The organism is Shouchella rhizosphaerae (assembly GCF_900142675.1).
GTDB classification, from domain to species: Bacteria; Bacillota; Bacilli; order Bacillales; family Bacillaceae_D; genus Shouchella; species Shouchella rhizosphaerae.
In genome coordinates, this window is sequence record NZ_FRBS01000005.1 from 138,449 (window position 1) to 163,987 (window position 25,539).

Genomic DNA, 25,539 nt, shown 5'->3' on the forward strand with positions numbered 1-25,539 from the left:
CCCTCCTGTCACATTCTCTTCATCAGGTATTTTGTGATTTGCTCCGTCAGTAACCCTCTGATCAGCATAACCAGAATACCGACCAGGAAAAACCGCACTGCTAACTCTGACGTCGAGTACCCTGCTTGTGTCAATCCATTCGCTATGCCGAGATAGACAAACAGCTCCCCAGCGTTTGCGTATGGAAATAAGGCTGTAACCGGATGCAAAAATGACACGAGCGAATCAAAGAAAGCAGGTTTTTGGCGCTCTTCGACAAAACGCCCAAACGTGTAAGCCATTGGATTGGTAAGCAATAGAATCGATAGAATTGGCATAAGGGTGTAACGTAGTAGTGCATATTTTGAAGTGAAACGAATCGCTTTCGTGACCCGTTCCTCCCCGATAAATTTAATGAGTGCGTAAGTGAAAGTTAGTAAAACGACTAGCGTTGGGACAATGCCAGTAAGGAGATTCATGAATTGTTCTCCACCTGCATTAAACATGCCGATAAAGTGCTCGCCGAACCATTCAATCCAGTCCATCTTTTTCACTCCTTTTTAAGAAATCGAGGTCGTTCTCCTCGTCTTTGAAATCGCTGTGAGTGCTTGCTCGCCAGCCGCCTGTAAGGCCGTTTGCAATGCAGGAGACTTGCGTTTTTTTTCTGAAGTGTGAAGCCTGTCCAACAGCTCGCCCAAGTGCATTCCTTCGTATTCTTCCATCTCTTTAAACGTAGACAGAATGCTTACCCCTCGCATACACTGGCACTCTTGGATGATGTAAGACTCATCTACTACTAAGAGAACGATAGAACCAGGCCCGATTCGACGGCGGGATTGTCCTGAGAAAAGGTGGTACCCCTTTTCCCCTTTATATTTTCCAACTAGTGCTTTCATCGATTTTTGGTAATAGCGAACTTGGATTGCAGTCAACGCTGATTGAATGAGCAACAGACAGCAAGCAATTAGTACAAGCTTCATATCCACCTTCTCCTTGTTATTCAGCAAATAAATGGTCTTGCAATGCACGCAGTTTCCAAACGGTCGTCATTGTGTCGAGTTCGACATCATCCATCGTTAAAAACTGCCCTTCTTCAATGGCTCGTTTTGCGACCACATTGCCACTAATTAGGCCAATCGGTATATGGCCATTCCGCTTCATATCCTGATGTGTTTCCAACATGCCTCTTACGCTATAGCCGCCAATTCCATCTAGTCTCTCACCTGGCTGAATCGCGCGTTTTGCAACTGCTACGGTTTCAGAAACCGGTGCACCAAGGGGATGAATCGACGTATCATGATGAAGCACTGCCTTAGCAATCGTAATGGGTGTTTCTAAGCTTGCCAGATGGTACGGACGGTATAACGTGTAATGCGGTCCATGGTTGGCGTTGACTTTTAACAAGTAGCGCAGTTCTTCATCTACAGGTTCCAACTCACTTTTGACAATGACGAACACCCCAGGTGCTAAACCGTTTACATATTCTACAACACCAAGTGAATCAAGGACGCCGCCGTGTTCTTTCAAATCTAGCTTCTTAGCGACATTATCTAAGTTAGCGTCGACTCCATGCATCCCGACTTTATCTGGCACAAGCCCAATCGCATTGCTCAATAAATTCATCTCAGCCATTGTCTTCGTGCCATCCTGGAATGCTGCCAGCATATGTGCGCTCATATGTTTCTGTTTGGCTTCCTCTGCACATGTGTCAGGATTGGCTGTTGGCTTAAGTGGGTTGTTTTTACCTTTTCCTGCTACGACTACTTCTAGTCCCATTGTTTTCGCGAATTCATAAAGTTCTACAATTGCTGCCGGCTCGTCCCCTGCTGAACCAGAATAGACAAGACCAGCCGCATCGAACATGCTATGCATATATGATCCGATCGTAATGTCTACTTCAACATTTAGCAGCACAAGATGCTTTCTTGAACGAAGCGCCTCCAAGGCAATATTGGCACCGACTTCGGGGACGCCCGTTGCATCGACGACCACCTCTACTGTATTTGATTGGATAACTGCCCGGTAATCAGAAGAAACAACCGTCTCCACTTTTCTATTTTCTTGAGAACGGTAAAAATCACGGGCTTTTTCTGCATTTTCAATATGGACATCGCAAATCCCACCAACGACCATTCCTGGGATCCGAGAGATTTGAGAAATTAAACCGAATCCCATTTGACCGGCACCGATTACTCCCACTTTGATTGGCTGTTGTTGTTTATCACGCTCTTGTAATTCCCGATAAATGGACATACATCTTCCTCCTCGTTTTTAGAACGAATCTCCTTTTACATATGTTACACATCATGGTATTAGTTTAAATTACGTAACATATGTTACAAGTTATATCATATGATATAAACTTATTTGTTATTGTATTCTCTCGAGAAAGCGTTGTCAAATCTTTTTTCAGAAAAAGGACATGATGCTCTTTTCTCTAGCTGTGGCAAAGTGGACCCAAGACTTTTGCTTACTACAAGGAAGGGAATCGTTCTTTAAATAAAAAAAAGCCGATGCACGCGGCATCGGCTTCTCCGTTATTTTCCTTCTAAAAATCTGCTTAATCCTTCAATCGCAGCTTCCTCATCTGCACCTTCGGCAGTCAACAACACGTCATCTCCCTTTTGGACAACGATGCTCATTAAGCCAAGAATGCTTTTGGCGTTAATCGTTGAATTTCCTTTCTTAAGGTAGACATCCGCTTTGTACTGCCCTGCTTCATGGACAAATGCCGAAGCAGCATTCGCATGGAGGCCATGTTCGAGTCCGACCGTAACCGTTTTTTCCATCTTTACCTCTCTCCTTTCTTCTGGAATCATCTATATGCAGGCTTCACATGAAAATACCGAGGAACAAGAACTTCTTGCGAAAACAGTCATTGTTGCCAAACGGACATCATAAAAATAAAACAACTGGACAAGAACAAGGAAAGGCGGGATCGTATGAACCAAAAGCAATGGCTTGCCCATATTCAGTCTCTGGAAGTGCTCGTTGAACAAAACGAACGAGCACAAGGAGATGAGGGGCAGTGCCTGGAACAGATTCAGCAACTGACAAGCGGGCCGCTGCGTCACTTTTTTCTCCCACGCTATCTGAACACTTGGTTTGCTTGTGCGATCATTCTATTCCTTTTTTTCTTTCACACGTTATTTGGCAATAGGCTGATCGCTGTATTCCAACTCCTTTCTTTGCCTTTCTTTTTATACAAGGCGTTGCTGTTTTTGTCCCTTTTCATTTTAACGCCTCTTTTCCTTTACTTTGCAGGAATGTATGGTATGAACCGACTCATTAAACACAGCCGTTTGTATAAGCAAAAACTAGAACACGCAAAGCAACAGTTCGATTCGGCCAAAGCGGCTGCCAGAGAAACACTTCAACAGCTTCTTTCCGAAACCGATATTCCACCTTACTATTTAAAGCCCTATGCTATCCAAAAATTTAAAACGTATTTCCTTTACCAGCGGGCAGACAACCTGAAAGAAGCCATTAACCTATTTGAAATAGAAAAGACATTTGAACTCCATCAATACGCCATGTTCCGGTTTCATGGCGAGAAAAAAGCATACCGTGTTTTTGAAAAAGCGCTCCACTTTGAAAAGCACAAAAAAACTGCTGCGCTTGTGCAAAACCTGAAGAACAACCATTGATTAAAAGATAAAGACAACAATCACTCTCATGAACGGCTTTATACGGCAGCACACACGAACGAATCAGCAAATCCAACGGCACCATAAAACAAAGCGGCAGCCTGCGATATCGCTGGGCTGCCGCTTCTTTCTGTCTCTTTGCTAAGCGCGTTGCCGTTGCCTGCGTTCCATTCTCGTGCGCGGCTCTTGGCTTACTGGAGGAAGCGTTCGGCTTTGCCTCATTTTTCGAACAGACACCCATACGACTACAAGGAAAATGCCTGTTATTCCACCTACTGTATCCAATAAAACATCTTCCACTAATGGCGTTCGATCTGGTACAAGCGATTGTCTGTACTCATCGAAGGAAGCATAACCCATAACGAATAGGAGTGCGAAAAAACTTGCAAAGCGCAGACGGAAGATGTACGCAAACAACCGGCAAGCCAAAGCGCCAATCACGAAGAAAGAAACAAAATGGGCCCCTTTGCGCAAGAAAAATTCAACAAACGCTTCTACGCCTGTATGAGCAATGCCAACTGGCCTTCCGCCATAGACAAAAGAAATCTGGCCGATAAATGTCTGTTCCAGCCACGACAGCGGCAGCCTGCTAAGGATGCCTCTCATGTCTTGGTTGGCGTATGGGGTGGAGCTTGAATACGCAATAATGCCAATAGCTGCGGCTAGCAGCATAACAACAACGGCAATTTTAACAAAACGCGACATGGCCTCTCCTTTCACGTTTGCTGGACGTTCCTTTCTCTCTAGGCAAACAACCGATCTAATGTCGTTGCCCCATTATAGCCTAAAATCACGAGGCAATGGCGTGAAAAATATCGGGAAACTGTCTAATGATGTTCATTTTGTTTTGGTGATGAATCATCCCGCTTAACTTAATGCCCGTGTGTGACTCGGAAGCTTTGCTCGTACCCTTGACTACTTTATGATCATTTTTTATTGCAAATACAATAAAATTCGAGTAAAATAAACACATTGTTTTTGTTGCATTTACAACAAAATAATACTAAGGAGTTTCAATAATGAAGGACATTCTCCGTGAGATTGGAATGATAGCAAGGGCATTAGATTCTATTAGCAATATCGAGTTTAAAGAATATGACCTTACAAAAGGACAGTATTTATACCTTGTGAGGATCTGTGAACACCCAGGCATCATTCAAGAAAAACTAGCCGAGATGATAAAAGTAGATCGTACAACGGCAGCTCGTGCGATAAAGAAACTGGAAAAGAACGGTTTTATTGAAAAGAAGGAAGATGCACATAACAAAAAAATTAAAAAACTCTTCCCTACACAAAAAGGGGAGCGTGTGTATCCTTTTATCAGGAAAGAAAATGACTATTCCAATACCGTTGCCTTAACAGGATTTTCTGAAAATGAAGCAGATACCCTATTTCAACTGCTACAAAGAGTCAGTAAAAATGTAGAGAAGGATTGGGAATTTGTCAAAAAGGGCAACAAGAGACATTATTGATTCGTAAAGGGTGGACAAATAATTGACTATCACGATTAAAAAGTGCACATTAGCTGACTTGCGATTACTTCAAGACATTAGTTATGAAACATATAATGAGACATTTAAGGATCATAATACACCTGAAAATATGAATGCCTATTTGAAAAAAGCATTTAACGAAAAACAGTTAGAAAAAGAGTTAGCCAACCGTTCCTCGCATTTCTTTTTTGTTTACTTTAACAATGACGTTGCTGGATATTTAAAAGTTAATATGAATGATGCCCAGTCTGAAGATATGGGGGCTGAATCACTTGAAATCCAAAGGATCTATATAAAGACCAACTACCAAAAGCTTGGGCTTGGTAAATATTTGTTAAATCAAGCGATCGAAATGGCAATCGAACAGAAGAAGAAGAACATCTGGCTCGGCGTATGGGAAAAGAATGACAATGCTCTTTCTTTTTATAAGAAAATGGGGTTTGTGCAAACAGGAGCACACTCATTTTATATGGGAGATGACGAACAAATCGATTTCATCATGAGCAAGACACTGGCCCTGTGATCGATCCCCGTTAAACATAAGACGATCGCTTTCTTAATGAGGACAGTACGTCACTGAATATGGTCATGTACACGTTTGAATCAACGATGGAAGGACAAAACCATCTATAGGAAATAGCGGAGCTAAGCGCAGGCGTCAAGTGCTCTCTCGCTCTAATATGGCCGCTGTTTCAAAACGGACTGAATCCTAAAAAAATAGATTTCACGATTCAGTCCGTTTCGCTTGGCTGCCTCAAATAAGAAAACTTTCCTTTCCAGCAATTGTTTTTATTTTTCTAGGAAGCTTAAATCAACCAAGCCGTCAATATCCGTTGAGCTCATATTACCTGCCTCATGGGCAATTTCGGCCATCTCTTGCAATACTTGTTCATTAACGTCAACGGTTGGGAACAACCGCTCCATTGATTGCTCTATTTCTGCTATGTTCAGCTCGTTCCCTGTTTCTTCCTTGATATGGCTGACAAAAATGCCGGCTGCTTCTTCAGGTTGCTCTTGGACAAACTCAACCGCTTTTTTATGTGCGCGCAAATAGGCCCGTGCTAACTCCTCATTGACATCAAGAAAATCATGCGTCGCTACAACAACCGTGTTGGTAGATTCCTCTCCCCAAGCAAACGCATCAGCGTCCAACAAAAAACGAGCCCCTGTTTGTTCCTCCAAATAGCTGCCCCACGGTTCCTGGGTCGCTGCCGCTGATACGTCCCCTTGGTTAAACAACGTCGACGTATCCGCTGGCGCTTGTGGAATGAGTTCTACCTCCTCGGCATCAACGCCTGCATCCGCTAAGGCTTTACGGAGCATGACATCCTGCGTCGAACCTAGTGTCGGCACTGCTACCCGTTCCCCAGCTAAATCGGCAACTGTCTCGACTTCAGCATCCTCACGAACCATTAATACAGCACCGCCATTGACTGCACCAGCAATAATCGAATGGGCCGGATTGGACGTATACGTATTCATTGCTGGACCTGGCCCGACTGTGCCGATGTCAATCTCATTTGTCGACATTGCCTCCATAAAAGCGCTGCCGTCTGGAACAGTCATCGTTTCAATCGTCGTCTCTTCGCCAAATTCTTCATCAAAATAGCCATTCTCCAACGCAATAATGGTGGCAATATGGGTGAGATTCGGAAAGTAACCAATCCGAACTTCCCCTTCTGTTGCGCCTTGGCCGCATCCTGCTAAGGCAAGCGTTGCCACACAGGCAAACGCGCCTGCTTTTATGATTCCTTTCATTCCACTCTCCCCTTCTTTATCGTATATACTTTGTTTATAGGCTTGGCTTTAAGCCCCACTTTTTCTGGACAGATCGTTCAGCACGCAAGAACACGAGATTATCCATTAACGTGCCAATAATGCCGATGATGATCATGACAGACAAGACAAGATCCATTTGCTGGAGCGAACGCCCCATATTAAGCAAATACCCTAACCCGCCTGAACCACCTAGCAGCTCACCAGCCATAATGGCCCGCCAAGCGAAAGCCCAGGCCATCCGCAAACCGGAAATCAAGTGTGGGACAGAAGCGGGCAACACAACAGTCCGCACGAGATGAGTGCCTGATGAGCCAAGCGTCCGTGCTACATTCAAATACAAGCTAGGCACGTTTTTAAAACCAGTGCTGGCACTTACCGTCATTGTCCAGGTCGCCCCGATCGTTACAATAAATAAAATCGATGCATTGCCTAAGCCAAACCACACAATCGCTAGCGGGAACCAGACAATGCTTGGAATCGACTGCAACGCCGTTACCAAAAAGCCGAGTGTATCATCTACCCATTTGTAGCGGGCAATCAAATAACCGAACAAAAGGCCAAGAGAAATCGCAATGGCAAAACCGATCAACAACCGTCCGAGCGTGAGGCCCGTTGCTGTTAACATGCGTCCGTCCGCAATGCCATTGATAAGCGTTCCAACTACGGTAACGCCGCCTGGATCATTCGGCAAAATCAACGGAGGAAAAAGGAAGGTTGGAAAGAAGCCGCTTTTAGATATGATCTCCCATATAGCTATGATCGCCGCGACGAATACGGTCCGTCTTATAGCTGTAACCATCTCCAAACTCCTCCTTTAACACTTTTTCCATCTCGTCTTCAAGTTCTTTCATGATCCTTCTTTCCAAATCAACTAGGTAACTATCTGCTGGATCACGAGGCAGCGCCGCTTGAACGATAAACTCTTTTTTTATACGCCCAGGTCTTGTCCCCATTAACACAATTCGATTGGAAAGCATGACCGCTTCACGGATATTATGAGTAATGAATAAAATCGTTTTGCCTGTCTCTGCCCATATTTCCAACAGTTCTTTATGGAGGACCATTCTCGTTTGCTCATCAAGAGCGGCAAAAGGTTCATCCATGAGCAAAATATCAGGATCCATCACAAGTGCCCGTGCAATCGCGACACGTTGCTTCATCCCTCCTGATAGCTCATGGGGATAAGCAGTGGAAAAGTTGCCAAGATGCACCATTTTCAAACCTTCACGTGCCTTTTCCGCACTTTTTTGATTGGAAAAACCTTTTAATTTTAGTCCATACGCGACATTTTCGAGCACATTCATCCATGGAAACAAACCTGCTTCTTGGAAAACAACTACACGATCGTTGCCAGGTTTGTTTACTTGCTTCCCATTAACGAACACGCCACCGCTTGTCGGCGAGTCAAGCCCAGCAATTAAGTTGAGAATCGTCGATTTTCCGCAGCCTGAAGGGCCGAGAAGCGAAACAAAGTCGCCTTCGTTAATCGTCATGTCAATATCGTTTAAAACGTGGAGCGTATCGTTTTTGCCTTTGGCAAATGTCTTTTCCACATGGCTAATTTTCACTTGCATCGCGATCCCCCCTTTAACCTATAAAACCAACATTATTAATAAGGATAGTAACATTTATTCATTTTAATCGAGCGCGCTTTCACCGTCAACGGTTTCATTCCCCTCATTATCGCCGTAAACGCAAAAAAACCTTGCTAGGACAACCTAGCAAGGCTTTTTTATTGAACCGCTTCTGCAAGTAAGTCGACGATATGGACAGCCTCCATTTTTTGTTGTAAGCCTTCGCGTTCAATGCCAAGCTTCATTTGCAAAAGGCAGCCAGGGTTCGCTGTGACAACTGTCGTTGCGTCCGTCGCTTTTGTATATTCCATTTTCCGGTCAAGAATTTGCATCGACATTTCTGACTCAATGATGTTGTAAATACCTGCTGACCCGCAACAACTATCGGCTTTTTCCATTTCGATCACTTCGACCCCTTCAATTGCCTGGAGCAACTGCCGGGGAGCAGAGGCTGTTTTCATGACATTGCGTAAATGGCACGAGTCTTGGTATGTGATCCGCTTGGAAGCCAATTTCAGCGGCACGCGCTCATGAAAGCCGACTTCTACTAAAATTTGCGAGATGTCTTTCATCTTGGCTGTAAAATCAGCGGCACGCTCAGCGTAATCACGGTCTTTGCTAAGCAAATGACTATAGTCTTGGAGAAAAGCGCCACAACCGCCAGCATTTGAAATAATAAAATCGGCGCCGCTATCCTCAAAGGCATCAATGTTTTTGCGCGCCATTTCTTGCGCCTTTGCCTTCTCGCCGCTATGGCCATGGAGGGCGCCGCAGCATCCTTGGCTATCTGGGACGACAATACGGCAACCAGCCTTTTGCAATAGCATAATCGTGTTTTTGTTGGTTTCATAAAACATCGTATCCATTAAACAGCCTTTGAAAAAAGCAACTGTAGCAACAGGCGCTTGCTCTGCTTCATATACACGTTTGTGTGCCTTCCGCTCTTTTTGAGGAAGGACGTTTGGCATCGCCCTTTCCATTGCCTGCATGCTCTCTGGAAACAACTTCATAAACCCTATTTTCCGGGTAATGTGTTGCAGTCCGCTACGCTGGTAAAAGCCAACAAGGCTCATCGCTTTTTCCATTCGGTTTTGGTGGGGAAACAACCCTTCAAACACGGTTTTGCGCACCGTTTTGACACCAGCAGAATGGGTGGAATGGTCTTCAAAAATGTCACGGGCTTCTTCAAGCATATGGCCATAGTTCACGCCTGCAGGACAAACAGGTTCGCACGCGCGACAGCCCAAGCATAAGTCTAAGGAACGTTTGACTTCCTCATCTGGGGCGATCAAACCGTCATGGACCGCTTTCATCAGGGCAATGCGGCCCCGAGGCGAGTGTGCTTCTTGATAACCAGTCTCCAAATACGTTGGGCAGTGTGGCAAACAAAACCCACATTGCATGCAGTTAAGGAGTTCGGTTTCATCCATCCGTTTTGCAAAATCAGCTTGAATCGCCTGCTCCCGTGCCGTCATCTCCACTTGGCTCATTGGCTCACCACCACCCGTTTTCTTGTTTCCTTCGCAAACAGTTTTGCCGGGTTCATAATATGGTTTGGATCAATCGCTTGTTTGATCGCGCGCATTAACGCAATCCCTTCCTCTCCTAGCTTCCATTCCAAATAAGGGGCTTTCATCATGCCGACGCCATGCTCGCCCGTAATCGTGCCGCCAAGTTCGATCGCCTTTGCAAAAATAGCAGCAAATGCTTCCTCGACTCGGTGCATCTCCTCTTCATCACGGACATCCGTTAAGCACGTCGGGTGCAAGTTGCCATCTCCAGCATGCCCAAACGTACAAATTGTTACGTTGTATTCTTTCGCAATCTCGTTAATTGCCCGGACCATATTCGCTACTTCTGAGCGTGGCACTGTTGCATCCTCTAAAATTGTTGTCGGCCGGAGCCTTGCCAGCGCAGACAATGCTGCACGGCGGGCTGCCGTCAGTTCGAGCGCTTCTTCTTTTGACGATGCGACTTCAGCCGAAAGCGCTCCTTCATTCAAACAAATCTCAGCTATACGCTGAATGTCCCGTTCCACCACTTCTTTTGCTCCATCTTGCTCAATGAGCAATACGGCCTCAGCATCAGTCGGGAGCCCGATTTCCGCAAAATCTTCCACCGCTTTTAATGTTGGCTGGTCCAGAAACTCAAGCGTAACGGGAATAATACGGTTGGCAATAATGGAAGAAACGGACCGTGCTGCTGCTTCCATATCAGAAAACAAAGCAAGCATCGTCTGTTTCGTCTCCGGCATCGGCACAAGTTTTAATGTCGCTTCCGTAATAACGCCAAGCGTTCCTTCCGCTCCAACAAGCAAGCGCGTTAAGTCGTAGCCAGCAACGTCCTTCGCCAATTTCCCGCCGGTCCGGATAATATCACCATTAGGCAACACCGCTTCAAGCGCCAACACATAATCGCGGGTCACGCCGTATTTTAACCCACGCAAACCACCGGAGTTTTCATTAATGTTGCCGCCAATTGTAGAAATTTTCATCGAACTTGGGTCAGGCGGGTAGAAAAGCTGCTTTTTTTCAACAGCCTCAATCATATCCAATGTGATAACACCTGGTTGTACGGTTACTGTCAAATTGTCCTCATCAATTTCAAGGATTTTGTTCATATGTTTGAACAGCAGAACAATGCCGCCTTCTGTCGGCACTGTCCCTGCGCATAAATTTGTACCTGACCCTCTTGGCACAATCGGGATCTTTTCCCGGTTGCACACTTTGACCACCTCAGCAACTTCCTCGGTCGAGCGCGGCGCGACCACGGCGTCAGGAAGGGCTTGAAAATTTGGGGTAGCATCATAGGAATAGACAAGGCGACTCGCCTGAGACGTTTGCACATTGCCATTGCCGACAATGTTCTCCAATTCTTCTGTTATTGCTTGAGACAGCATGCTCTCATCCCTCTTCCTCTTTTGTTCTTAATCTCTTAAGCTTACAAAATCGGAAATCACTTTTCTATAGGAGCTCATGCAAAATTATCGCCGTTCGAATCCGCTTTCTTTGTAGAATCCTCCAAAAACAAATGGGCCAAATAAAAAAGAACAAAATCCTCACTCTTTCGTACATCTAAACCTGTATGCTGTTTAAGCTTTTGAAAACGGTAATGGAGTGTGTTGATATGAACATGAAGGGCTTCTGCTGTCCGTTTCAACGATTGGTCGTTCTCTAAAAAAGCAGCCAATGTCCCTAAAAGCTCTTGTTCATCGCCGACTTTTTTTAAAACCCGTTCAACAAAGCGTGCTTTTGTGTCAGCAGGAATTGCCTCTACACAAAGTTCCAACTTCAACTCATGTTCAAACACGAAACGGTTTGTTTTTCTTGCTGCCGCTAAGGCCGCTTGCGCTTCCGCGTAACTCTTCTTAATCTCATCAGGCGGCAACGCCCTTCCGGCTCCTCCCCACCAGCTCCCGCCAATGGCCAGCGTTTCCGCCAATGTATGGACAGTCGCTTTAAGCGCAGTTTCTGTCTGCGGCGAGCATACAAGCAGAACCTTCTTTCTTTCCCACGGGATGGCAATCATCCCTTTTCTCTGTTCACGCCACTGCGCCAAACCGCGCCAGTGGATCGATTCCTCCAATCCTGTCTCAATCAGGACAATTTGTTTTTCGGTTTGCACATCAAGGGAATGGGCCGCCGCTTGCCGTTTTAAAGGTTCGGTCAGCGCCCCTGCTTCAAGCCACTCTTGCACAAACCCTTGCAGAGCACGAGTTTGCCATTGCATTTGTTCCATCATATGGGCTTCCTGAATGAGCAATTCTGTCATCCGCCTTAACAATTCGCCGTACGGCTCCATTTGCTCAGGTTCTCCCGTTATGCCAATCACCCCTGCTACTTGCTGAAACACGACAATCGGCAAATTAAGCCCTGGTTTGACTCCTTTTAAATGGGTTGCGTCATTGGCTGTAATAAGACGTTTACGCCGTTCGGCCATGCATAGGCTGGCGCCTTCATGAAAAGTGCCGACTCGGTTCGGGTCGGTGCTGGCAATAATGTAGCCGTCTCTATTGACAATGATGAGATCTTCTTTTATCAATTGCGACGCTTCAGCTATAATTTTTTGTGCAAGCACATCAGTCAGCAAAAATCGCCGCCCCCTTTTGTCATAGTTATCCTTACAGTTTATCATGCCCAACGATGTTTGGCCTATTTTGCAAACCCTACAGCTCGTCTGCTTGGTCAAACTTTTTAAATAGAAGCCAACATGTCTTTACAATCACTGTATATACTTATAGCATGTACGCAAAAACATATTTTTCTTTGCCGCCACAACTAAACGATAAACGACTATGCCAGGAGGATAACCAATGAAAACAAGACGGTTTAGTAAACAAGAAAAAAGCTGGATGCTTTACGACTGGGCGAACTCGGCCTATTCGATTATTGTTACGACAGCAGTGTTTCCACTCTTTTTTAAAGCGGTTGCAACAGACTCAGGCTTGAGTGACGCTACGTCAACGGCGTATCTCGGCTACACGATTGCGATTGCCACATTCATTTTGGCGATGCTAAGCCCGATTTTAGGGACGATTGCTGACTACGAAGGCTTGAAAAAACGCTTTTTTGTTTTCTTTTTTTCACTCGGCGCTGGTTCTACCGCTTTGCTCGCGTTTGTGCCTGGCGATCATTGGATCATTCTCCTGATCCTCTATACAGTGACGGCAGTTGGCTTTGCTGGCGCCAATGTATTCTACGATGCTTTTTTAGTCGATGTAACCGAAGAAAAACGGATGCATGATATCTCTGCACGGGGCTACGGGCTCGGCTATATCGGCAGCTGCATCCCCTTTCTCATTAGCATTGCTTTGATTGTATTGGCACAGTTGGAAATCATCCCACTCTCTTTTTATGCCGCAAGCAAAATTGCATTTTTGATTACGGCCTTGTGGTGGGCTGCTTTCACGATTCCGATGCTTAAGCATGTGACGCAACGTTACTACAAAAAACGGGAAGCGAGACCGATTGCCAATAGTTTTAAACAGCTTGGGCAAACATTCAAAGAAGTGCGCCAATACAAACCGTTGTTTTTATTTTTATTGGCCTATTTCTTTTACATTGACGGGGTAGGCACGATTATTCGCATGTCTACTGCTTATGGCAGTGATCTCGGAATTAGCGCAACCGATTTGTTAATTGTCTTATTTGTCACGCAAATCGTCGCTGCCCCTTGTTCGATTCTTTACGGCAGGCTGTCACAGCGCTTTACAGGCAAAAAAATGCTTTATGCCGGCATTTGCGTCTATATTGTTGTTTGCGTGTATGCGTTTTTCTTACGGACCACACTTGATTTTTGGATTTTGGCGATGCTAGTTGCCACTTCACAAGGGGGCATCCAAGCATTAAGCCGATCGTATTTTGCGAAGCTCGTTCCTAAACAGAAAGCAAATGAGTTTTTTGGCTTTTATAACGTGTTCGGCAAATTCGCCGCCGTGATGGGCCCCCTCTTGCTCGGACTCACGACGCAATTGACAGGCAATACCAATGCAGGTGTCTTTAGCCTGATCGCATTGTTTTTAATCGGCTTTGCTTTGCTAGCAAAAGTGCCTGAACCGAAAGACGAACAGCGCCATTCATACGCTAGTTAACTACGTTTAAAAAGATGAAGCAATTTGACAATCTCCCATCAGAAATCGACAAGAATAAACACGCCTTCTTCTTATAAAACGTGTATGATTTAGCTTGAACAGAATCGATAGAATGGAGACTTGCGATGGATGTTTGGGAATGGGTTGTTGCCGCTATCCTTGGCCTAGTCGAAGGATTGACGGAATATGCGCCAGTGTCATCAACAGGGCATATGATCATAGTGGATGATTTATGGCTCAAATCAAGCGAGTTGGTCGGGTCACAAAATGCCTACGTGTTTAAAATTGTGATCCAGCTAGGATCGATCTTAGCAGTGGCGCTTTTGTTCAAGGACCGCCTCTTGCAATTAGCAGGCTTTAAAAAACAAGCAGCAACACAGAGCGAAGGACGGGGTTTGACGTTAGGAAAAGTTGCCGTCGGCTTATTGCCAGCTGCAGTGCTCGGTTTATTATTTGAGGACAAAATGGAGTCGATTTTCCATGTTCGCACGGTCGCATTTGCTTTAATTGCTGGTGCTTTTCTCATGATTGCCGCCGATTTTATAAACAAACGGAACAATAAGAAGAAACAGCAAGTAGACGACATTTCTTACAAACAAGCACTGGCAATTGGGCTATTCCAATGCCTTGCCCTTTGGCCAGGCTTTTCCCGTTCTGGCTCAACGATATCAGGCGGTGTTATGCTTGGCTTAACGCACCGAGCAGCAGCAAACTTCACCTTTATTATGGCGATCCCAATTATGGTTGGCGCTAGTGCGCTGTCACTGATCAAGAATTGGGACGCCCTTGAGATAAGCTTGCTGCCCTTTTACGCCACCGGCTTTATTAGTGCCTTTCTCGTTTCCCTTGTGGTAGTGCGGTTCTTTTTAAAGCTGATTAACAAAATCAAGCTTGTCCCGTTCGCGCTGTACCGGATTGCCCTTGGATTGCTGCTGTTGTTTTTGTTTTCGTAGAAGTCATAAGCAAGCGAATGCGTTTAGGCATTCGCTTGCTTTGTTTTGCCGAAAATCGATTCACTATACGAGATAACGACCTTTCCGACGCTTGTCTGGTTAAAAGGCGGTTTTACAGTTCATCTGAAAAGGTTTGAAGATAGGATCGTTTTAGTGTTTGTAACTTTTTAAGTATAGTAAAAGAGATGGCTTTATGCAGATCATCTCTTTCCTGATAGTATAATATAATTTCTTCTATCATCTCATCATACTCAAAATAAAGTTCATGTTCCTCCAATGTTTTCATTAGTTGAAGTAGTGTCTCATCTACGCCACCCTTTACAAATAAGGTTTCGGTAATTGAACACCGTACTATATACTCTTCATTATTTAAGGACTCTGCTTTCGCTTTTGCTTCTTGTAATAAAGATAGAGCATATTTATAATCTCGTTGTAATCTAAAAAGGATATTTGCTAGATCCCAGCTTGACTTCATTCCGGCAACGCTTTCCCGATGATCGCCCGTATTAAGTGCTTGAATAAAGTACTGCCTCGCTTCTTCAAGCTTGTGTTGGCGTGTACGATTCATCCCTAAGCTACGGAGAACAAGAGCATGTGTAGTAGGAAAAGCTTTTGCTTCAGAAAGCACTGATTGGTAAACAAATTCAGCCTTGTCAAATAAAGAAAGCTCGGTATTGATTGCGGCTAACAACAATTTGCAGTTTAAAAATTTTTCCTTATTAAACTGTTGCTGTTCAAACAAATCAATCGCTTGCTCAATATAGGCGACCGCAAAAGTATATTGATCAATACGATAGTAACTTTCTCCTAAACGATAGAAAAACTCGGCTTTTTCGGCTTTATCTTGTATGTGATTAACAAGACCTTCGGCAATATGATAGAGACGAATGGCTGATTTGTAACGGCCTTGGTAAAACTCTGCTTGTCCATGGACAAAATAGTAGAGGAATTTTAACAGTTTATCATTATAAAAGTCTTTATCGCGGATAATTTCCAAGTCAGGAAATGCTACCTTTCTTTTTTGAAAATCTTCCATTAGAAGCTGGTATCGGAACATGCCCAAAGAGTAAAATGATAACACTTTTTCATCATGTATTTCAGTTGTTTCGACAAAGCGTTCCACTTCGTTTTTGAGGGTAATGACTTGTTCCATATCACGAGCAACAATACAGCGATACCATTCAACGATTTTTGCACCAAGCATTTCAGGAGCAATGTCAGTTGACATAGGGACATCATCCTTCCAAAGGCATTATTATCCATTGTTACAAAAAAGGAAAATAAAAGAAACCTTTTCTGCGATTTTCCCAACAAAAAAACTGGCCAAGCATGGCCAGTCGGAAGATCGTCTACTTATCGTTTCTTATACACTTTTAACAAACTCATATGCACAAGCCTTCGTTTTTTTATGTGTGGCTTAAAATCGCTTCAATCTGGCCATTGATTTTAAATGACATCGCTTGCACAGGCAAAATGAAATGGTCTCCTTTGCCAAGCGGATATTTTTTTCCGTTAACGACTAGCTCTCCCTCGCCACTGATGACGCTTACGAGTACATAAGGGGCTTGAAACGCTGCCTCCCATTTTCCCTGCACAACTGCTTTATACACCGTAAAAAATTCCGTTGCGACGAGGCGAGTGAGTGTGTGGCTATTGCTTTTTTCAAGTGTTTCAGTATTTGCTTGGTATGGCGCGTGTGGAATCATCGCAACTTCCTGCGCCTTGTCTAAATGCAGCTCCCGCTTTTTCCCATCTGCCCCTACCCGGTCAAAGTCATATACGCGATAAGTCGTATCTGAACTTTGCTGCGTTTCCAAAATCACACTTCCAGCGCCAAGGGCATGGATCGTTCCACTCGGCACATGGAAAAAGTCGCCTGTTTGAATAGGGATGCGGCGAAGGAGCTCGTCCCATCTTCCTGTTTCAACCATTTCTGCAAACTCGGCTTTTGATTTTGCCGTATGGCCTAAAATCAATTCCGCCCCTTGTTCCGCTTCGACTACATACCAGCACTCAGTCTTTCCGTACGCTTCATGGTCCTCCAATCGCTTCGCTTGCTCGTCATTTGGATGGACTTGCACAGATAAATCTTCTCTTGCATCTAATAGTTTCACGAGCAACGGAAACGTTTCGCTCGTTTTGCCGCCAAACAAGTCGCCTTGCTGATCCCATAGCTCTGCCAACGTCTTGCCTTTTAGCGGCCCTCTTGCCACTTTGCTTTGTCCATGAGGGTGGGCGGAAATCCCCCAACATTCCCCAGTCCGCTCATAGGGCAGATGATAGCCGTACGCCGCTAGCTTCTGTCCGCCCCAAATCCGTTCTTGCAAAACAGGCTCTAAAAAAATCGGTTCCGTTTTGGCATGTTCCATACATTTTCCCCTTTTCCGCCTTGATGTTATGTATCGCCCCTCTAGTATAAAACATCTTTGTAGCGAAGATAAGTCCTTGTCGATTAGCGCTATTTTTAATTGAAACGATAGCCACACAAAAAGCCAGCACCCATGAAGAAATGGTTGCTGACATTGAACGGCGGAAGAGATTTATTCCATTGCAACGGTTATGTCCACATTTTCTTCTTCAATCACAAACGGTTCTTCACGAAAGGCAAAAAAGAAATTGGAATCTGGATCATATTGAAGCGGCTGCCCATCTAACGAAATTGACTTAATCTCGTGTTCGCTTAGCACTTTTCCAAACAGCACATGAACGCCATCGATAGCAAGCAGCTCATAAGAGAAGTCGCCATCACCAGCAAAATCCCAATCGCTGTCACTGCTCTCCCAAACATACTCATCCTCTTCTTTTTTAATTGAAACAAACAAAATCCCTGAACCTCTTCGATAAGCGCTCATCTCCTGCTTATCTGATATTTGTTCACTTTTAAGCAGTTGCAAACACAGCGATTGATATTGGTTTCATCGTTCCCACTCCTATGCTTTAGTACTCCTTTGGATTTGTATAAATGTTTTTCATTTAGCTTACAACGAACAAACTTCCAGCCAACAATGTTAGCCGGAAGCCTGTTCCCGTTATCAAAATGCAAAACCACTTAAGATTCGCTTAACTGCCGGAGCTCGATCCTTCTTATTTTTCCAGAAATCGTTTTTGGCAGTCCGGCTACATATTCAATTGCCCGTGGGTATTTGTATGGGGCCGTTTCACGTTTGACAAATTCTTGCAGATCTTGTGTCAGCTTGTTTTGATCGTCGGTTGGTCGATTTAGCACGACAAACGCTTTGACAATGTGGCCACGGATTTCATCTGGGCTGGCGACAACTGCACATTCTTTGACGGCTGGATGTTTCGTTAATGCATCTTCGACTTCGAACGGCCCAATCGTATACCCTGATGAAATGATGATATCGTCACTTCGTCCTTCAAACCAAAAATAGCCTTCTTCGTCCCGATAAGCACGGTCGCCTGTTAAATAATACGAACCGCGATAAGCTGCTTTTGTCCTTTCGGGATCTCTGTAATATTCACGGAACAATGCAGGCGCATCTTTATGGACGACAATATCGCCAACCTCGCCAATGCCTGCCTCCTCTCCAGCTTCATTCAATATAACAACACCGTTTCCAGACGTTGGTTTGCCCATTGAACCAGGTCGCGCTTCCATGCCAATCATCGTGCCAATTAACAACGTGTTCTCCGTTTGCCCGTAGCCATCGCGCACCGTAATATCAAATTGTTCTTGAAATGTGGCAATCACTGCTCGATTAAGGGGTTCTCCTGCTGAAACAGCATGTTTGATGCTGCTAAGTTTAAAAGAGGAAAGCGCCTCTTCTTTCGCCAACATTCGGTATTCAGTCGGCGTCGCGCAAAACACATCAATGCCATATTCATCGATTAATTGCAGATACGTTTTTGCCTGAAAAGGGCCATCGTAAACAAAGGCAGTCGCCTGCTTGCCGACTACAGATAAAAAGGGACTCCACACCCACTTTTGCCAGCCTGGGGCCGCAGTCGCCCAAACAAGGTCTCCTGTTTCTACACCGAGCCATTCGGTTGCAGCAGTTTGCAAATGGGCAAAGGCCCAAGCTTGCGTATGGACAACGGCTTTTGGATTTCCAGTCGTGCCAGACGTATAGGGCAAAAACGCGATTTCCTCTTTATCCATTTCTCGTTCAAAGGAAGCGCTTTCATTTTTCATTCGATCATCCGCATTTTCCCAGCCGCTCGGCGCTTCGCCAAACACCCATTTTGCAATTAGGCCGTCGGTGCTGCCATCAGAAATTTGGTCGATTTCAGCTGTAAATCCTTTGTAAGCAAGGACGCCTTTCGCCTGCGAATGGCTAAGCCGGTAAGCCAGATCCTTCGCTCGCAACATCCCTGAACACGGAATGATGACAAAGCCGCCTTTCAAACAAGCAAGGTAAGCCGCATACGCCTCCGGCACGCGTGGGAAAAGCAACAACACTGGGTCGCCTTTTTTCAGGCCGCTTCGGCTTAAGGCATTTGCGAGCTGGTTCATCTTTTGGATTAACTCGTCGTACGTCCATTCTAGTTTGTCACCGGCCTCGTTTTGCCAAATAATCGCTTTTTGTGTTCTGATCGCTTCCCGTTCAATTGTAGCCGCTACATTATAGCTTTGCGGTGCTTGCAACACCTGTCCCATCTGATGAATCCCCCTTTCATTTAGCTATATCATACAGAATATTTCTTATTTTGGGTAGTTAAACAGGAAAGATCAGGCCTTGTTGCTCATTTTTTTCATTCCAACAAAAAGTGTCCCAAAATGATTTGAATCATTGCTTATGATATGGTAAAAATATAATGATCGTTCTATATAAATGAGGTGCGAAAATGAGCGAAAAGAAGAAGGCGATTTTAGAAACAGCAGAGCGTTTATTTGATAAACATGGATTTCATGCTGTAGGAATGAAACAAATCATTGAAGAGGCTGACGTAGCTTTAATGACTGTCTACAATCACTTTCAATCAAAAGAGCATTTAATTGTCGAAGTGTTGAAAAGGCGGGAAGAAAGGTATATGGCTTCTTTAAAAAAACACATGAAAAACAGCTCTTCCATTGCCGTTGCCTTGGCCACTGCCCATATGGATTGGCTGCGGGCCAATGATGCAAATGGCTGTATGTTTCTTCGGGCAAAGGAAGAATATTCATTGCATCCTGATCAAAGCGACATTATTGATTATGCCGACAAACATAAAAAACAGTTAATGTTATTTATGGTCGAGCAAGGACTTACAAAGCAAGAAGCAATACGCCTTGTCTTATTGTTTGAAGGAGCAACCGCACTTGCAGAGGTACTAAATATGGAGGACGTTGCCCAAGAGCTTCATTATTCTGCCGAGCGTTTGTTTGAAAAGTAAGCGGATTGCTTACTTGCCTATAAATGTAATGATCGTTCTATCTAAAAGGAGTTGAGAACATGTGGTCCATTGTTTTGCCAAGTCTCGCGATGATTGCAGTGACGTACGCACTGGCTCGTTTCAGCTTCGGGTTATTCTTGCCAGACATTGCTGCTTCTCTCGATCTAAGCGCAGCAAATGGCGGATTTATTGGCGCACTTGCGTTTGCTTCCTACACACTTGCATTATTTGCATCTTATCGTTTAATCCGTTATTTCGGGCAATACAACATTATGTTGGCTGCTGGCACAAGCGCTATCGTCGGCATGCTTGGCATTGCGTTTTCGCCAAGCTTCCCTTATTTGGCCATCGCCGTATTTATCGCTGGGTTAGGTGCGGTCTCGCTTCGCCTGTGTTAAGTCAAGTTGCATACGCCAAACTGCCCTCCAACCAATTAGATCAAGCCAACACTTGGATCAATAGCGGCACAAGTATTGGTCTCATCATAACCGGGCCTGTTGTATTATTGTTTTCCGAACATTGGCGGTTGTCGTATCTTATCTTCACGGTTATTGGAATCATTGTCTTAATATGGGCAGCCCGTTCGATTTCCTCTGACCAAAACAAAATGAACCAAGCAACGCAAATTTCAAATTGGGGTTCTGTACTTGCTAGTGCCAAGTATTTGCTAGTTTCATCTTTCATCATTGGCGCAAGCTCCTCGATTTATTGGACCTTTTCAAAAAGCTACCTAGTATCGGTTTCGTTTACAACCGCAAACGAAAGCATTGTCTTTTGGATGGTCATGGGAATTGCCGGCATTTTAGGGGGGATTGCCGGAGGGGTTATTCAAAAAATCGGTTTAACTTGGTCTCACCGATTAGCCTTACTGATTATGCTCGCCTCCCTCATCATTCTTCTCTTGCCGAGCCGGATTGCTATTTATGCTTCTGCCAGTATGTTTGGCAGCTCCTATATTTTTTTAACTGGGTTGTTTATTGTGTTGGCAACCCGTATTTTCCAAAGCTTTCCCTCACTTGGGGTTAGTTTATCGTTTCTTGCTTTAGGCATCGGACAATCGATCGGCTCTTTTTTCGCAGGTAAAACAATCGAACTAACTTCCTATCCGTTTGCCTTTATCCTTTTCGTCGCGATTGGCATCATTGCTTTGTTTATACCGGTTGAAAAACGGATGGCAAAGGGGAAGCCAAGGCGTTTAAACGGTAGTGTGTGAAAAAAGCTATTGAATAGCCATAGCAGCCTGCTTAGGACAGCTGGCTGCTATGGGCTGAGGATCGTGCCTTTTGTTGTTGAGATTATTCTAGTTGTTTCAGTAAGAACGGTTTCATGCATGAGAAAGTGATGCAAGTCATTCAATATCCGATTATAATAATTCTTATTCGTCTTCTTCCTTTTCGCATCATCATTTTATCTATATAAAGGAGTGGTGGAAATTTATGAATGCTATGGACAGCCAATCCACTCAAATAAAAATTGAATATCAGTTCACTAGTGACAGAAACGCGATTTCTGATAAACAGAGAAAAGACGTTTCTGCGATTTTAGATGTCAGTGCCCGATTTAAAATTTTTATCAATGACGACCTTTACTTTGATCAAGCAGAGTTCCCGATTCTCGAGTTTTATACATACTTGTATAATTGGAAGCAGGCAATCGATCAGTCTAAAAGAGCGCAGGAGTTTCATTACTATACGTTGGAGTTTGATGAATACGAAGACGGGGCGATTCTCTCTATCATTCCTTTTGGCGATAGCGCTAGACTGAAATCGATTTGGGCAGAACAAGCGCTTTATCATGTATTTGACCTAGACTACTTGATTCGAGCGTTTTTAACATTAGAGAAAGACTTAAAGCGAGAGATTGAAGCGTATTTTCCTATCAAACTGGATAAATTCATAAAGCATATTCCCGCAATTGTATTTGATTGGAACAGCGGGGATAGCAACTGATCAAAGATTAGGCTCTTCTTTATCTTCGCCTCCGAAATCATCACTTATTTACACGGGCTGAAAAAAGCTGACAGTAGGGTAAAGAAAGCAGTTCATTCATAGTGCACTGCTTTCTTTTTTTACCATATGGCCCACTCTTTCTTTCAGCAATTAGAAAGGAAAGGAATGAACATTCAATCCCCATAAAATCGGCAAAATAAAATAAACCAATAACGGCACAAACGCAATGATAAAGACGTTTAAGAAAAAGCCTGTACGAACCATATCCCCCATTCGGATGTAGCCAGTTCCGAATACAACCGCATTTGGCGGTGTGCTAACAGGCAACATAAATGCAGCTGAAGTTGCTAGACAAGCTGCCATCATGAAGACAAATGGGTCAGCGTCAAGAGCAAAAGCAAGGGAACCCATAATTGGATACAACATGGTGGCAGAAGCACCGTTCGACATAAGCTCTGTCATAAAGACAGTAATCGCAACGACAACAACTAGAACGACAAATGTTGGCAATACGTTTAAACCAGTTAATTGACTGCCTAAATAGTCTGATAACCCAGTTTGGGTGAAACCTGCAGCGAGCGATAATCCACACCCGTATAATAAAAAGATACCCCAAGGCAAGTTTTTGCCCGTCTCCCAGTCAAACATCCTTTCGCCCGGCTTGCTTGGCGCTGGCAGTAAACAAAGCGCAAGCGCTGCAGCAATGGCAATGATGGCATCAGTCAACGTAGGAATAAATTGCACCCAAATAAATGAGCGCGTAACCCACAGAAAAGCAGTCAAAATAAAAACTACAAGGACAATCTTCTCTTCGGGCGACATACGGCCCAATGCTTTTCGTTCACTTGTCAACAGCTCTTGTCCCCCAGGAAGTTCTTTAAATGGCAACTTAAAAGCGACCCGGGTTAGAAACAACCAAATAATCGCCGAAAATAATATGGCTGTCGGCACACCAAACAACATCCATTGACCATACGAGATCTGTGCCCCGTATAGCTGATCTGCAATCGCCACAAAGATAGCGTTGCTGGGCGTGGCTACCATTGTACTGATACCTCCTACAGAAGCAGCGTAGGCGATAGCCAGCAACAAAACTTTGCCAAATACATTATCTTTAGAGTCTATATCTATTGACTTATCCTTTGCCATTTTTGATTGCACATGTTGGATTAAGGCAAGCGCCATTGGAACCATTAACATCGTTGCGGCAGTGTTGGAAATCCACATGGCAAGAAAGCCTGTCGCGGCCATAAACCCTAAAATAATCTGGTTGGTGCTCGTGCCGCATATCCCAACAATGTAAAGCGCAACTCGCTTATGCAATCCCCATTTTTCCATTGCAAGCGCAAGCACAAACCCGCCCATTATGAGGAAAATAATATTATTTGCATAAGGAGCATAGGCCGTTTCCGTCTCCAACGCACCAGTCAGCGGATACAATACAATTGGCAATAGGGAAGCCAATGGAATAGGAACTGCTTCTGTAACCCACCAGGTCGCGACCCAGCTCGTTATCGCCAGTGTTGAAATGGCGGCCATCTCCAAGTTTTCCGGACGAAAGAAAAGCTGTATCGCCGCAAATAAAGCTGGTCCTAATAGTAAGCCAATTCGTTGCCTAGTCGAATAAGCACGCTTTCGAGGCTCAGGAGGCTGCACGGAAGCCACAGGAGAAGGATTGGTTGTTTTTCCTTCAGAAAGCTTTAACACAAATGACAACGGTTTCAAAAGGCTATTAAATAGATCCTTTACTTGATCATGTTTGGCCCAAAGCCAAGCCCATACTCTACGGACATATATAGACGCCATTCTTGCATTCCTCCTTGCGCAGACGGCTTTGCCGCCTGCTTTTATGGTCCATCAATTAACAAGAAACGGTACGCCACTTTTGCAGTACCCGTTCCACAAATGTTTCACATAACCCAAGGTAAGTAGCTGGATTGGTATAAGTTTGAATTGTTTTTTCATCCATATAGGCTAATAGCTCTTCGTTTTCCAGCAAAATCGCTTCAAGCGGCCTATCTTCTTCATATGCTCTCATTGAAGCCTCGTAAATAATATCATGTGCTTTCTGTCTTCCTACATACTTTCCAAGGCCAAGCATGACATTTTCAGAAACAATCAACCCTTTTGTTATATAGACGTTCTTTTCCATACGGCTTTTATGGACAATTAAATTCTCTAACACGCCTTGCAGTTGTTCCAACCCGCCACTTGTAAGAATGCATACTTCCGGCAAATACGACCATTCTGTCTGCCAAAATGCCATATCCCGTTCATGTTCTTGAATCATACAGTCGAGACCAAGTGATGCCTTTCTACGTACCACGTGGGATAAACTAACAATGTATTCGCATATCATCGGGTTTCGTTTGTGGGGCATGGTGCTGCTTCCAACTTTACCCATTTCAAATCCTTCTTCTAGCTCGCCAATTTCCGTCCGTTGCAAATTAATGATTTCGTTCGCTATTTTTGCCGTGGTCGCAGACAGCATGGCGACAATCATACTAAACTCGGCATAATGATCTCTTGCCGCGTGCCAAGTAACGGTAGGCTGCTTTAGCCCCAAAAGACGATTGTACTCCTTTTGGACGTCCAATCCCTTATCCCCTAAAGAAGCCAATGTACCGGCTGCTCCGCCAAACTGACCAACCAAATAACGCTCGCCTGCTTGTTCCATCCTCTCAATATGCCGCCCTATTTCATCTGCCCAAATAGAAACTTTATAGCCAAACGTAATCGGAAGCGCATGTTGGCCGTGTGTACGTCCCGGCATCATTGTGCTCTTATGTTCTTCACTCAACTTTAGACAAACGTTTAACAATGCGTTTGCTTGGTCTAACAGTAATTGATGGGCTTCTTTGACCTGCAAGGCCAACCCGGTGTCGATGATGTCTTGGGTAGTTGCCCCCCAGTGCACATAACCACCAGCATCCCCTTCACATACTTTTTCTAGCTCGCGAATAACGGTAATGAGCGGGTGTGAGGTTTCTTTTATTCCTTTACGAATTGTTTCAAAATCCATATTGGCGACAACCGCTTTTTGACTAATTTCATCAGCTGCTTCTTTTGGAATAAGCTTAAGGTTCGCTTCTGCTCGTGCTAAAGCGACTTCAGCATCAAGCCAGTTTTGCAACAACTTTTCATCCGAAAAAATGGCCCGCATCGCTTCTGTACCAAATTGGTCCTTTAATAAATGAGAATCGATCGGATTGGAAGGCATTTCAATCATCCTTTCTAGTCA

26 protein-coding genes are annotated in these 25,539 nt (G+C 44.4%); 9 read left to right on the forward strand and 17 right to left on the reverse strand.

Features of this window, described 5'->3' with window-relative positions; translation table 11 throughout:
• Positions 1–8 precede the first annotated feature (8 nt).
• From srlA to BUC05_RS14855, 4 genes are all read right to left on the reverse strand, one after another.
• The gene (gene srlA, locus BUC05_RS14840) at positions 9–524 is read right to left on the reverse strand and encodes a PTS glucitol/sorbitol transporter subunit IIC (protein ID WP_011248078.1); all 516 of its coding nucleotides are present in this window, start codon (positions 522–524) and stop codon (positions 9–11) included.
• Positions 525–539: 15 nt separating this feature from the next.
• Complete coding sequence (locus BUC05_RS14845) at positions 540–959, reverse strand: transcriptional regulator GutM (RefSeq protein WP_011248079.1); 420 nt, start codon at positions 957–959, stop codon at positions 540–542.
• Between the two features lie 16 nt (positions 960–975).
• Positions 976–2,232, reverse strand: a complete 1,257-nt coding sequence (locus tag BUC05_RS14850; RefSeq protein WP_011248080.1) for an NAD(P)H-dependent oxidoreductase — start codon at positions 2,230–2,232, stop codon at positions 976–978.
• Positions 2,233–2,516: 284 nt separating this feature from the next.
• Complete coding sequence (locus BUC05_RS14855; RefSeq protein WP_011248081.1) at positions 2,517–2,768, reverse strand: HPr family phosphocarrier protein; 252 nt, start codon at positions 2,766–2,768, stop codon at positions 2,517–2,519.
• Between the two features lie 153 nt (positions 2,769–2,921).
• On the opposite strand from BUC05_RS14855, the gene BUC05_RS14860 reads away from it, so the two are divergent.
• Positions 2,922–3,626 (forward strand): hypothetical protein, encoded by a 705-nt coding sequence (locus tag BUC05_RS14860; protein ID WP_011248082.1) that lies wholly within the window; start codon positions 2,922–2,924, stop codon positions 3,624–3,626.
• 141 nt (positions 3,627–3,767) lie between these two features.
• Here the strand turns inward: BUC05_RS14860 and BUC05_RS14865 are convergent, their stop codons facing one another.
• On the reverse strand, positions 3,768–4,331 hold the full coding sequence (locus tag BUC05_RS14865; protein ID WP_011248083.1) for a VanZ family protein: 564 nt from the start codon (positions 4,329–4,331) through the stop codon (positions 3,768–3,770).
• A gap of 314 nt (positions 4,332–4,645) precedes the next feature.
• Between BUC05_RS14865 and BUC05_RS14870 the strand changes: the two genes are divergently transcribed.
• Both BUC05_RS14870 and BUC05_RS14875 read left to right on the forward strand, forming a co-directional pair.
• Entirely contained in the window at positions 4,646–5,098 is a 453-nt protein-coding gene (locus BUC05_RS14870) for a MarR family winged helix-turn-helix transcriptional regulator (RefSeq protein WP_073305202.1), read from the forward strand.
• Between the two features lie 22 nt (positions 5,099–5,120).
• A complete protein-coding gene (locus BUC05_RS14875; protein ID WP_073305204.1) occupies positions 5,121–5,642 on the forward strand; it encodes a spermidine/spermine N(1)-acetyltransferase in 522 nt (173 codons plus the stop codon).
• A 266-nt stretch (positions 5,643–5,908) separates the two neighbouring features.
• On the opposite strand, the gene BUC05_RS14880 is transcribed toward BUC05_RS14875, so the two are convergent.
• From BUC05_RS14880 to BUC05_RS14905, 6 genes are all read right to left on the reverse strand, one after another.
• Positions 5,909–6,877: an ABC transporter substrate-binding protein gene (locus tag BUC05_RS14880; protein ID WP_073305206.1), complete on the reverse strand. Its 969-nt coding sequence runs from the start codon at positions 6,875–6,877 to the stop codon at positions 5,909–5,911.
• Between the two features lie 34 nt (positions 6,878–6,911).
• Complete coding sequence (locus BUC05_RS14885) at positions 6,912–7,697, reverse strand: ABC transporter permease (protein ID WP_011248087.1); 786 nt, start codon at positions 7,695–7,697, stop codon at positions 6,912–6,914.
• Positions 7,630–8,472, reverse strand: coding sequence for an ABC transporter ATP-binding protein (locus BUC05_RS14890; RefSeq protein ID WP_073305208.1), 843 nt, complete (start codon positions 8,470–8,472; stop codon positions 7,630–7,632). Before BUC05_RS14890 ends, BUC05_RS14885 begins: the two co-directional genes overlap by 68 nt.
• A gap of 158 nt (positions 8,473–8,630) precedes the next feature.
• Complete coding sequence (locus BUC05_RS14895; RefSeq protein ID WP_244153317.1) at positions 8,631–9,962, reverse strand: (Fe-S)-binding protein; 1,332 nt, start codon at positions 9,960–9,962, stop codon at positions 8,631–8,633.
• The gene (gene glcD / locus BUC05_RS14900) at positions 9,959–11,371 is read right to left on the reverse strand and encodes a glycolate oxidase subunit GlcD (protein ID WP_073305210.1); all 1,413 of its coding nucleotides are present in this window, start codon (positions 11,369–11,371) and stop codon (positions 9,959–9,961) included. The genes BUC05_RS14895 and glcD overlap by 4 nt, the downstream gene beginning before the upstream one ends.
• 74 nt (positions 11,372–11,445) lie before the next feature.
• On the reverse strand, positions 11,446–12,561 hold the full coding sequence (locus BUC05_RS14905; RefSeq protein ID WP_073305212.1) for a CdaR family transcriptional regulator: 1,116 nt from the start codon (positions 12,559–12,561) through the stop codon (positions 11,446–11,448).
• A gap of 223 nt (positions 12,562–12,784) precedes the next feature.
• Between BUC05_RS14905 and BUC05_RS14910 the strand changes: the two genes are divergently transcribed.
• Together BUC05_RS14910 and BUC05_RS14915 are read left to right on the forward strand one after the other, a co-directional pair.
• Positions 12,785–14,062, forward strand: a complete 1,278-nt coding sequence (locus BUC05_RS14910) for an MFS transporter (protein ID WP_073305214.1) — start codon at positions 12,785–12,787, stop codon at positions 14,060–14,062.
• A 125-nt stretch (positions 14,063–14,187) separates the two neighbouring features.
• Positions 14,188–15,015, forward strand: coding sequence for an undecaprenyl-diphosphate phosphatase (locus tag BUC05_RS14915; RefSeq protein WP_073305216.1), 828 nt, complete (start codon positions 14,188–14,190; stop codon positions 15,013–15,015).
• A 112-nt stretch (positions 15,016–15,127) separates the two neighbouring features.
• On the opposite strand, the gene BUC05_RS14920 is transcribed toward BUC05_RS14915, so the two are convergent.
• The 4 genes from BUC05_RS14920 to BUC05_RS14935 all read right to left on the reverse strand — a co-directional run bounded on the left by BUC05_RS14920 (position 15,128) and on the right by BUC05_RS14935 (position 19,633).
• Positions 15,128–16,243: a response regulator aspartate phosphatase gene (locus BUC05_RS14920; RefSeq protein ID WP_167369579.1), complete on the reverse strand. Its 1,116-nt coding sequence runs from the start codon at positions 16,241–16,243 to the stop codon at positions 15,128–15,130.
• A 178-nt stretch (positions 16,244–16,421) separates the two neighbouring features.
• Positions 16,422–17,384, reverse strand: coding sequence for a mannose-6-phosphate isomerase, class I (manA, locus tag BUC05_RS14925; protein WP_073305218.1), 963 nt, complete (start codon positions 17,382–17,384; stop codon positions 16,422–16,424).
• Between the two features lie 171 nt (positions 17,385–17,555).
• Positions 17,556–17,837 carry a hypothetical protein gene (locus tag BUC05_RS14930; protein ID WP_142237570.1) on the reverse strand — a complete coding sequence of 94 codons (282 nt, stop codon included), beginning with the start codon at positions 17,835–17,837 and terminating at the stop codon, positions 17,556–17,558.
• A gap of 227 nt (positions 17,838–18,064) precedes the next feature.
• Positions 18,065–19,633, reverse strand: a complete 1,569-nt coding sequence (locus BUC05_RS14935) for an acetate--CoA ligase (protein ID WP_073305222.1) — start codon at positions 19,631–19,633, stop codon at positions 18,065–18,067.
• Positions 19,634–19,821: 188 nt separating this feature from the next.
• Between BUC05_RS14935 and BUC05_RS14940 the strand changes: the two genes are divergently transcribed.
• The 4 genes from BUC05_RS14940 (at position 19,822) to BUC05_RS14950 (ending at position 22,298) form a co-directional block, all read left to right on the forward strand.
• Positions 19,822–20,349 carry a TetR/AcrR family transcriptional regulator gene (locus BUC05_RS14940; protein WP_073305224.1) on the forward strand — a complete coding sequence of 176 codons (528 nt, stop codon included), beginning with the start codon at positions 19,822–19,824 and terminating at the stop codon, positions 20,347–20,349.
• Between the two features lie 59 nt (positions 20,350–20,408).
• The gene (locus BUC05_RS21535; RefSeq protein ID WP_167369580.1) at positions 20,409–20,747 is read left to right on the forward strand and encodes a hypothetical protein; all 339 of its coding nucleotides are present in this window, start codon (positions 20,409–20,411) and stop codon (positions 20,745–20,747) included.
• On the forward strand, positions 20,741–21,562 hold the full coding sequence (locus BUC05_RS14945; protein ID WP_167369581.1) for an MFS transporter: 822 nt from the start codon (positions 20,741–20,743) through the stop codon (positions 21,560–21,562). The genes BUC05_RS21535 and BUC05_RS14945 overlap by 7 nt, the downstream gene beginning before the upstream one ends.
• A 223-nt stretch (positions 21,563–21,785) precedes the next feature.
• The gene (locus BUC05_RS14950; protein ID WP_084140071.1) at positions 21,786–22,298 is read left to right on the forward strand and encodes a DUF7878 domain-containing protein; all 513 of its coding nucleotides are present in this window, start codon (positions 21,786–21,788) and stop codon (positions 22,296–22,298) included.
• Positions 22,299–22,448: 150 nt separating this feature from the next.
• On the opposite strand, the gene BUC05_RS14955 is transcribed toward BUC05_RS14950, so the two are convergent.
• Positions 22,449–24,104: an SLC13 family permease gene (locus BUC05_RS14955; protein ID WP_073305226.1), complete on the reverse strand. Its 1,656-nt coding sequence runs from the start codon at positions 24,102–24,104 to the stop codon at positions 22,449–22,451.
• Positions 24,105–24,159: 55 nt separating this feature from the next.
• A complete protein-coding gene (gene purB / locus BUC05_RS14960; protein WP_073305228.1) occupies positions 24,160–25,518 on the reverse strand; it encodes an adenylosuccinate lyase in 1,359 nt (452 codons plus the stop codon).
• Between the last annotated feature and the right edge of the window lie 21 nt (positions 25,519–25,539).

Bases quoted from the DNA above. Each gene is read 5' to 3' on its own strand.
- srlA (WP_011248078.1), bottom strand. From the start codon at position 524: ATGGACTGGATTGAATGGTTCGGCGAGCACTTTATCGGCATGTTTAAT.
- BUC05_RS14845 (WP_011248079.1), bottom strand. From the start codon at position 959: ATGAAGCTTGTACTAATTGCTTGCTGTCTGTTGCTCATTCAATCAGCG.
- BUC05_RS14850 (WP_011248080.1), bottom strand. From the start codon at position 2,232: ATGTCCATTTATCGGGAATTACAAGAGCGTGATAAACAACAACAGCCA.
- BUC05_RS14855 (WP_011248081.1), bottom strand. From the start codon at position 2,768: ATGGAAAAAACGGTTACGGTCGGACTCGAACATGGCCTCCATGCGAAT.
- BUC05_RS14860 (WP_011248082.1), top strand. From the start codon at position 2,922: ATGAACCAAAAGCAATGGCTTGCCCATATTCAGTCTCTGGAAGTGCTC.
- BUC05_RS14865 (WP_011248083.1), bottom strand. From the start codon at position 4,331: ATGTCGCGTTTTGTTAAAATTGCCGTTGTTGTTATGCTGCTAGCCGCA.
- BUC05_RS14870 (WP_073305202.1), top strand. From the start codon at position 4,646: ATGAAGGACATTCTCCGTGAGATTGGAATGATAGCAAGGGCATTAGAT.
- BUC05_RS14880 (WP_073305206.1), bottom strand. From the start codon at position 6,877: ATGAAAGGAATCATAAAAGCAGGCGCGTTTGCCTGTGTGGCAACGCTT.
- BUC05_RS14885 (WP_011248087.1), bottom strand. From the start codon at position 7,697: ATGGTTACAGCTATAAGACGGACCGTATTCGTCGCGGCGATCATAGCT.
- BUC05_RS14890 (WP_073305208.1), bottom strand. From the start codon at position 8,472: ATGCAAGTGAAAATTAGCCATGTGGAAAAGACATTTGCCAAAGGCAAA.
- BUC05_RS14895 (WP_244153317.1), bottom strand. From the start codon at position 9,962: ATGAGCCAAGTGGAGATGACGGCACGGGAGCAGGCGATTCAAGCTGAT.
- glcD (WP_073305210.1), bottom strand. From the start codon at position 11,371: ATGCTGTCTCAAGCAATAACAGAAGAATTGGAGAACATTGTCGGCAAT.
- BUC05_RS14910 (WP_073305214.1), top strand. From the start codon at position 12,785: ATGAAAACAAGACGGTTTAGTAAACAAGAAAAAAGCTGGATGCTTTAC.
- BUC05_RS14915 (WP_073305216.1), top strand. From the start codon at position 14,188: ATGGATGTTTGGGAATGGGTTGTTGCCGCTATCCTTGGCCTAGTCGAA.
- BUC05_RS14920 (WP_167369579.1), bottom strand. From the start codon at position 16,243: ATGTCAACTGACATTGCTCCTGAAATGCTTGGTGCAAAAATCGTTGAA.
- manA (WP_073305218.1), bottom strand. From the start codon at position 17,384: ATGGAACATGCCAAAACGGAACCGATTTTTTTAGAGCCTGTTTTGCAA.
- BUC05_RS14935 (WP_073305222.1), bottom strand. From the start codon at position 19,633: ATGGGACAGGTGTTGCAAGCACCGCAAAGCTATAATGTAGCGGCTACA.
- BUC05_RS14940 (WP_073305224.1), top strand. From the start codon at position 19,822: ATGAGCGAAAAGAAGAAGGCGATTTTAGAAACAGCAGAGCGTTTATTT.
- BUC05_RS21535 (WP_167369580.1), top strand. From the start codon at position 20,409: ATGTGGTCCATTGTTTTGCCAAGTCTCGCGATGATTGCAGTGACGTAC.
- BUC05_RS14950 (WP_084140071.1), top strand. From the start codon at position 21,786: ATGAATGCTATGGACAGCCAATCCACTCAAATAAAAATTGAATATCAG.
- BUC05_RS14955 (WP_073305226.1), bottom strand. From the start codon at position 24,104: ATGGCGTCTATATATGTCCGTAGAGTATGGGCTTGGCTTTGGGCCAAA.
- purB (WP_073305228.1), bottom strand. From the start codon at position 25,518: ATGCCTTCCAATCCGATCGATTCTCATTTATTAAAGGACCAATTTGGT.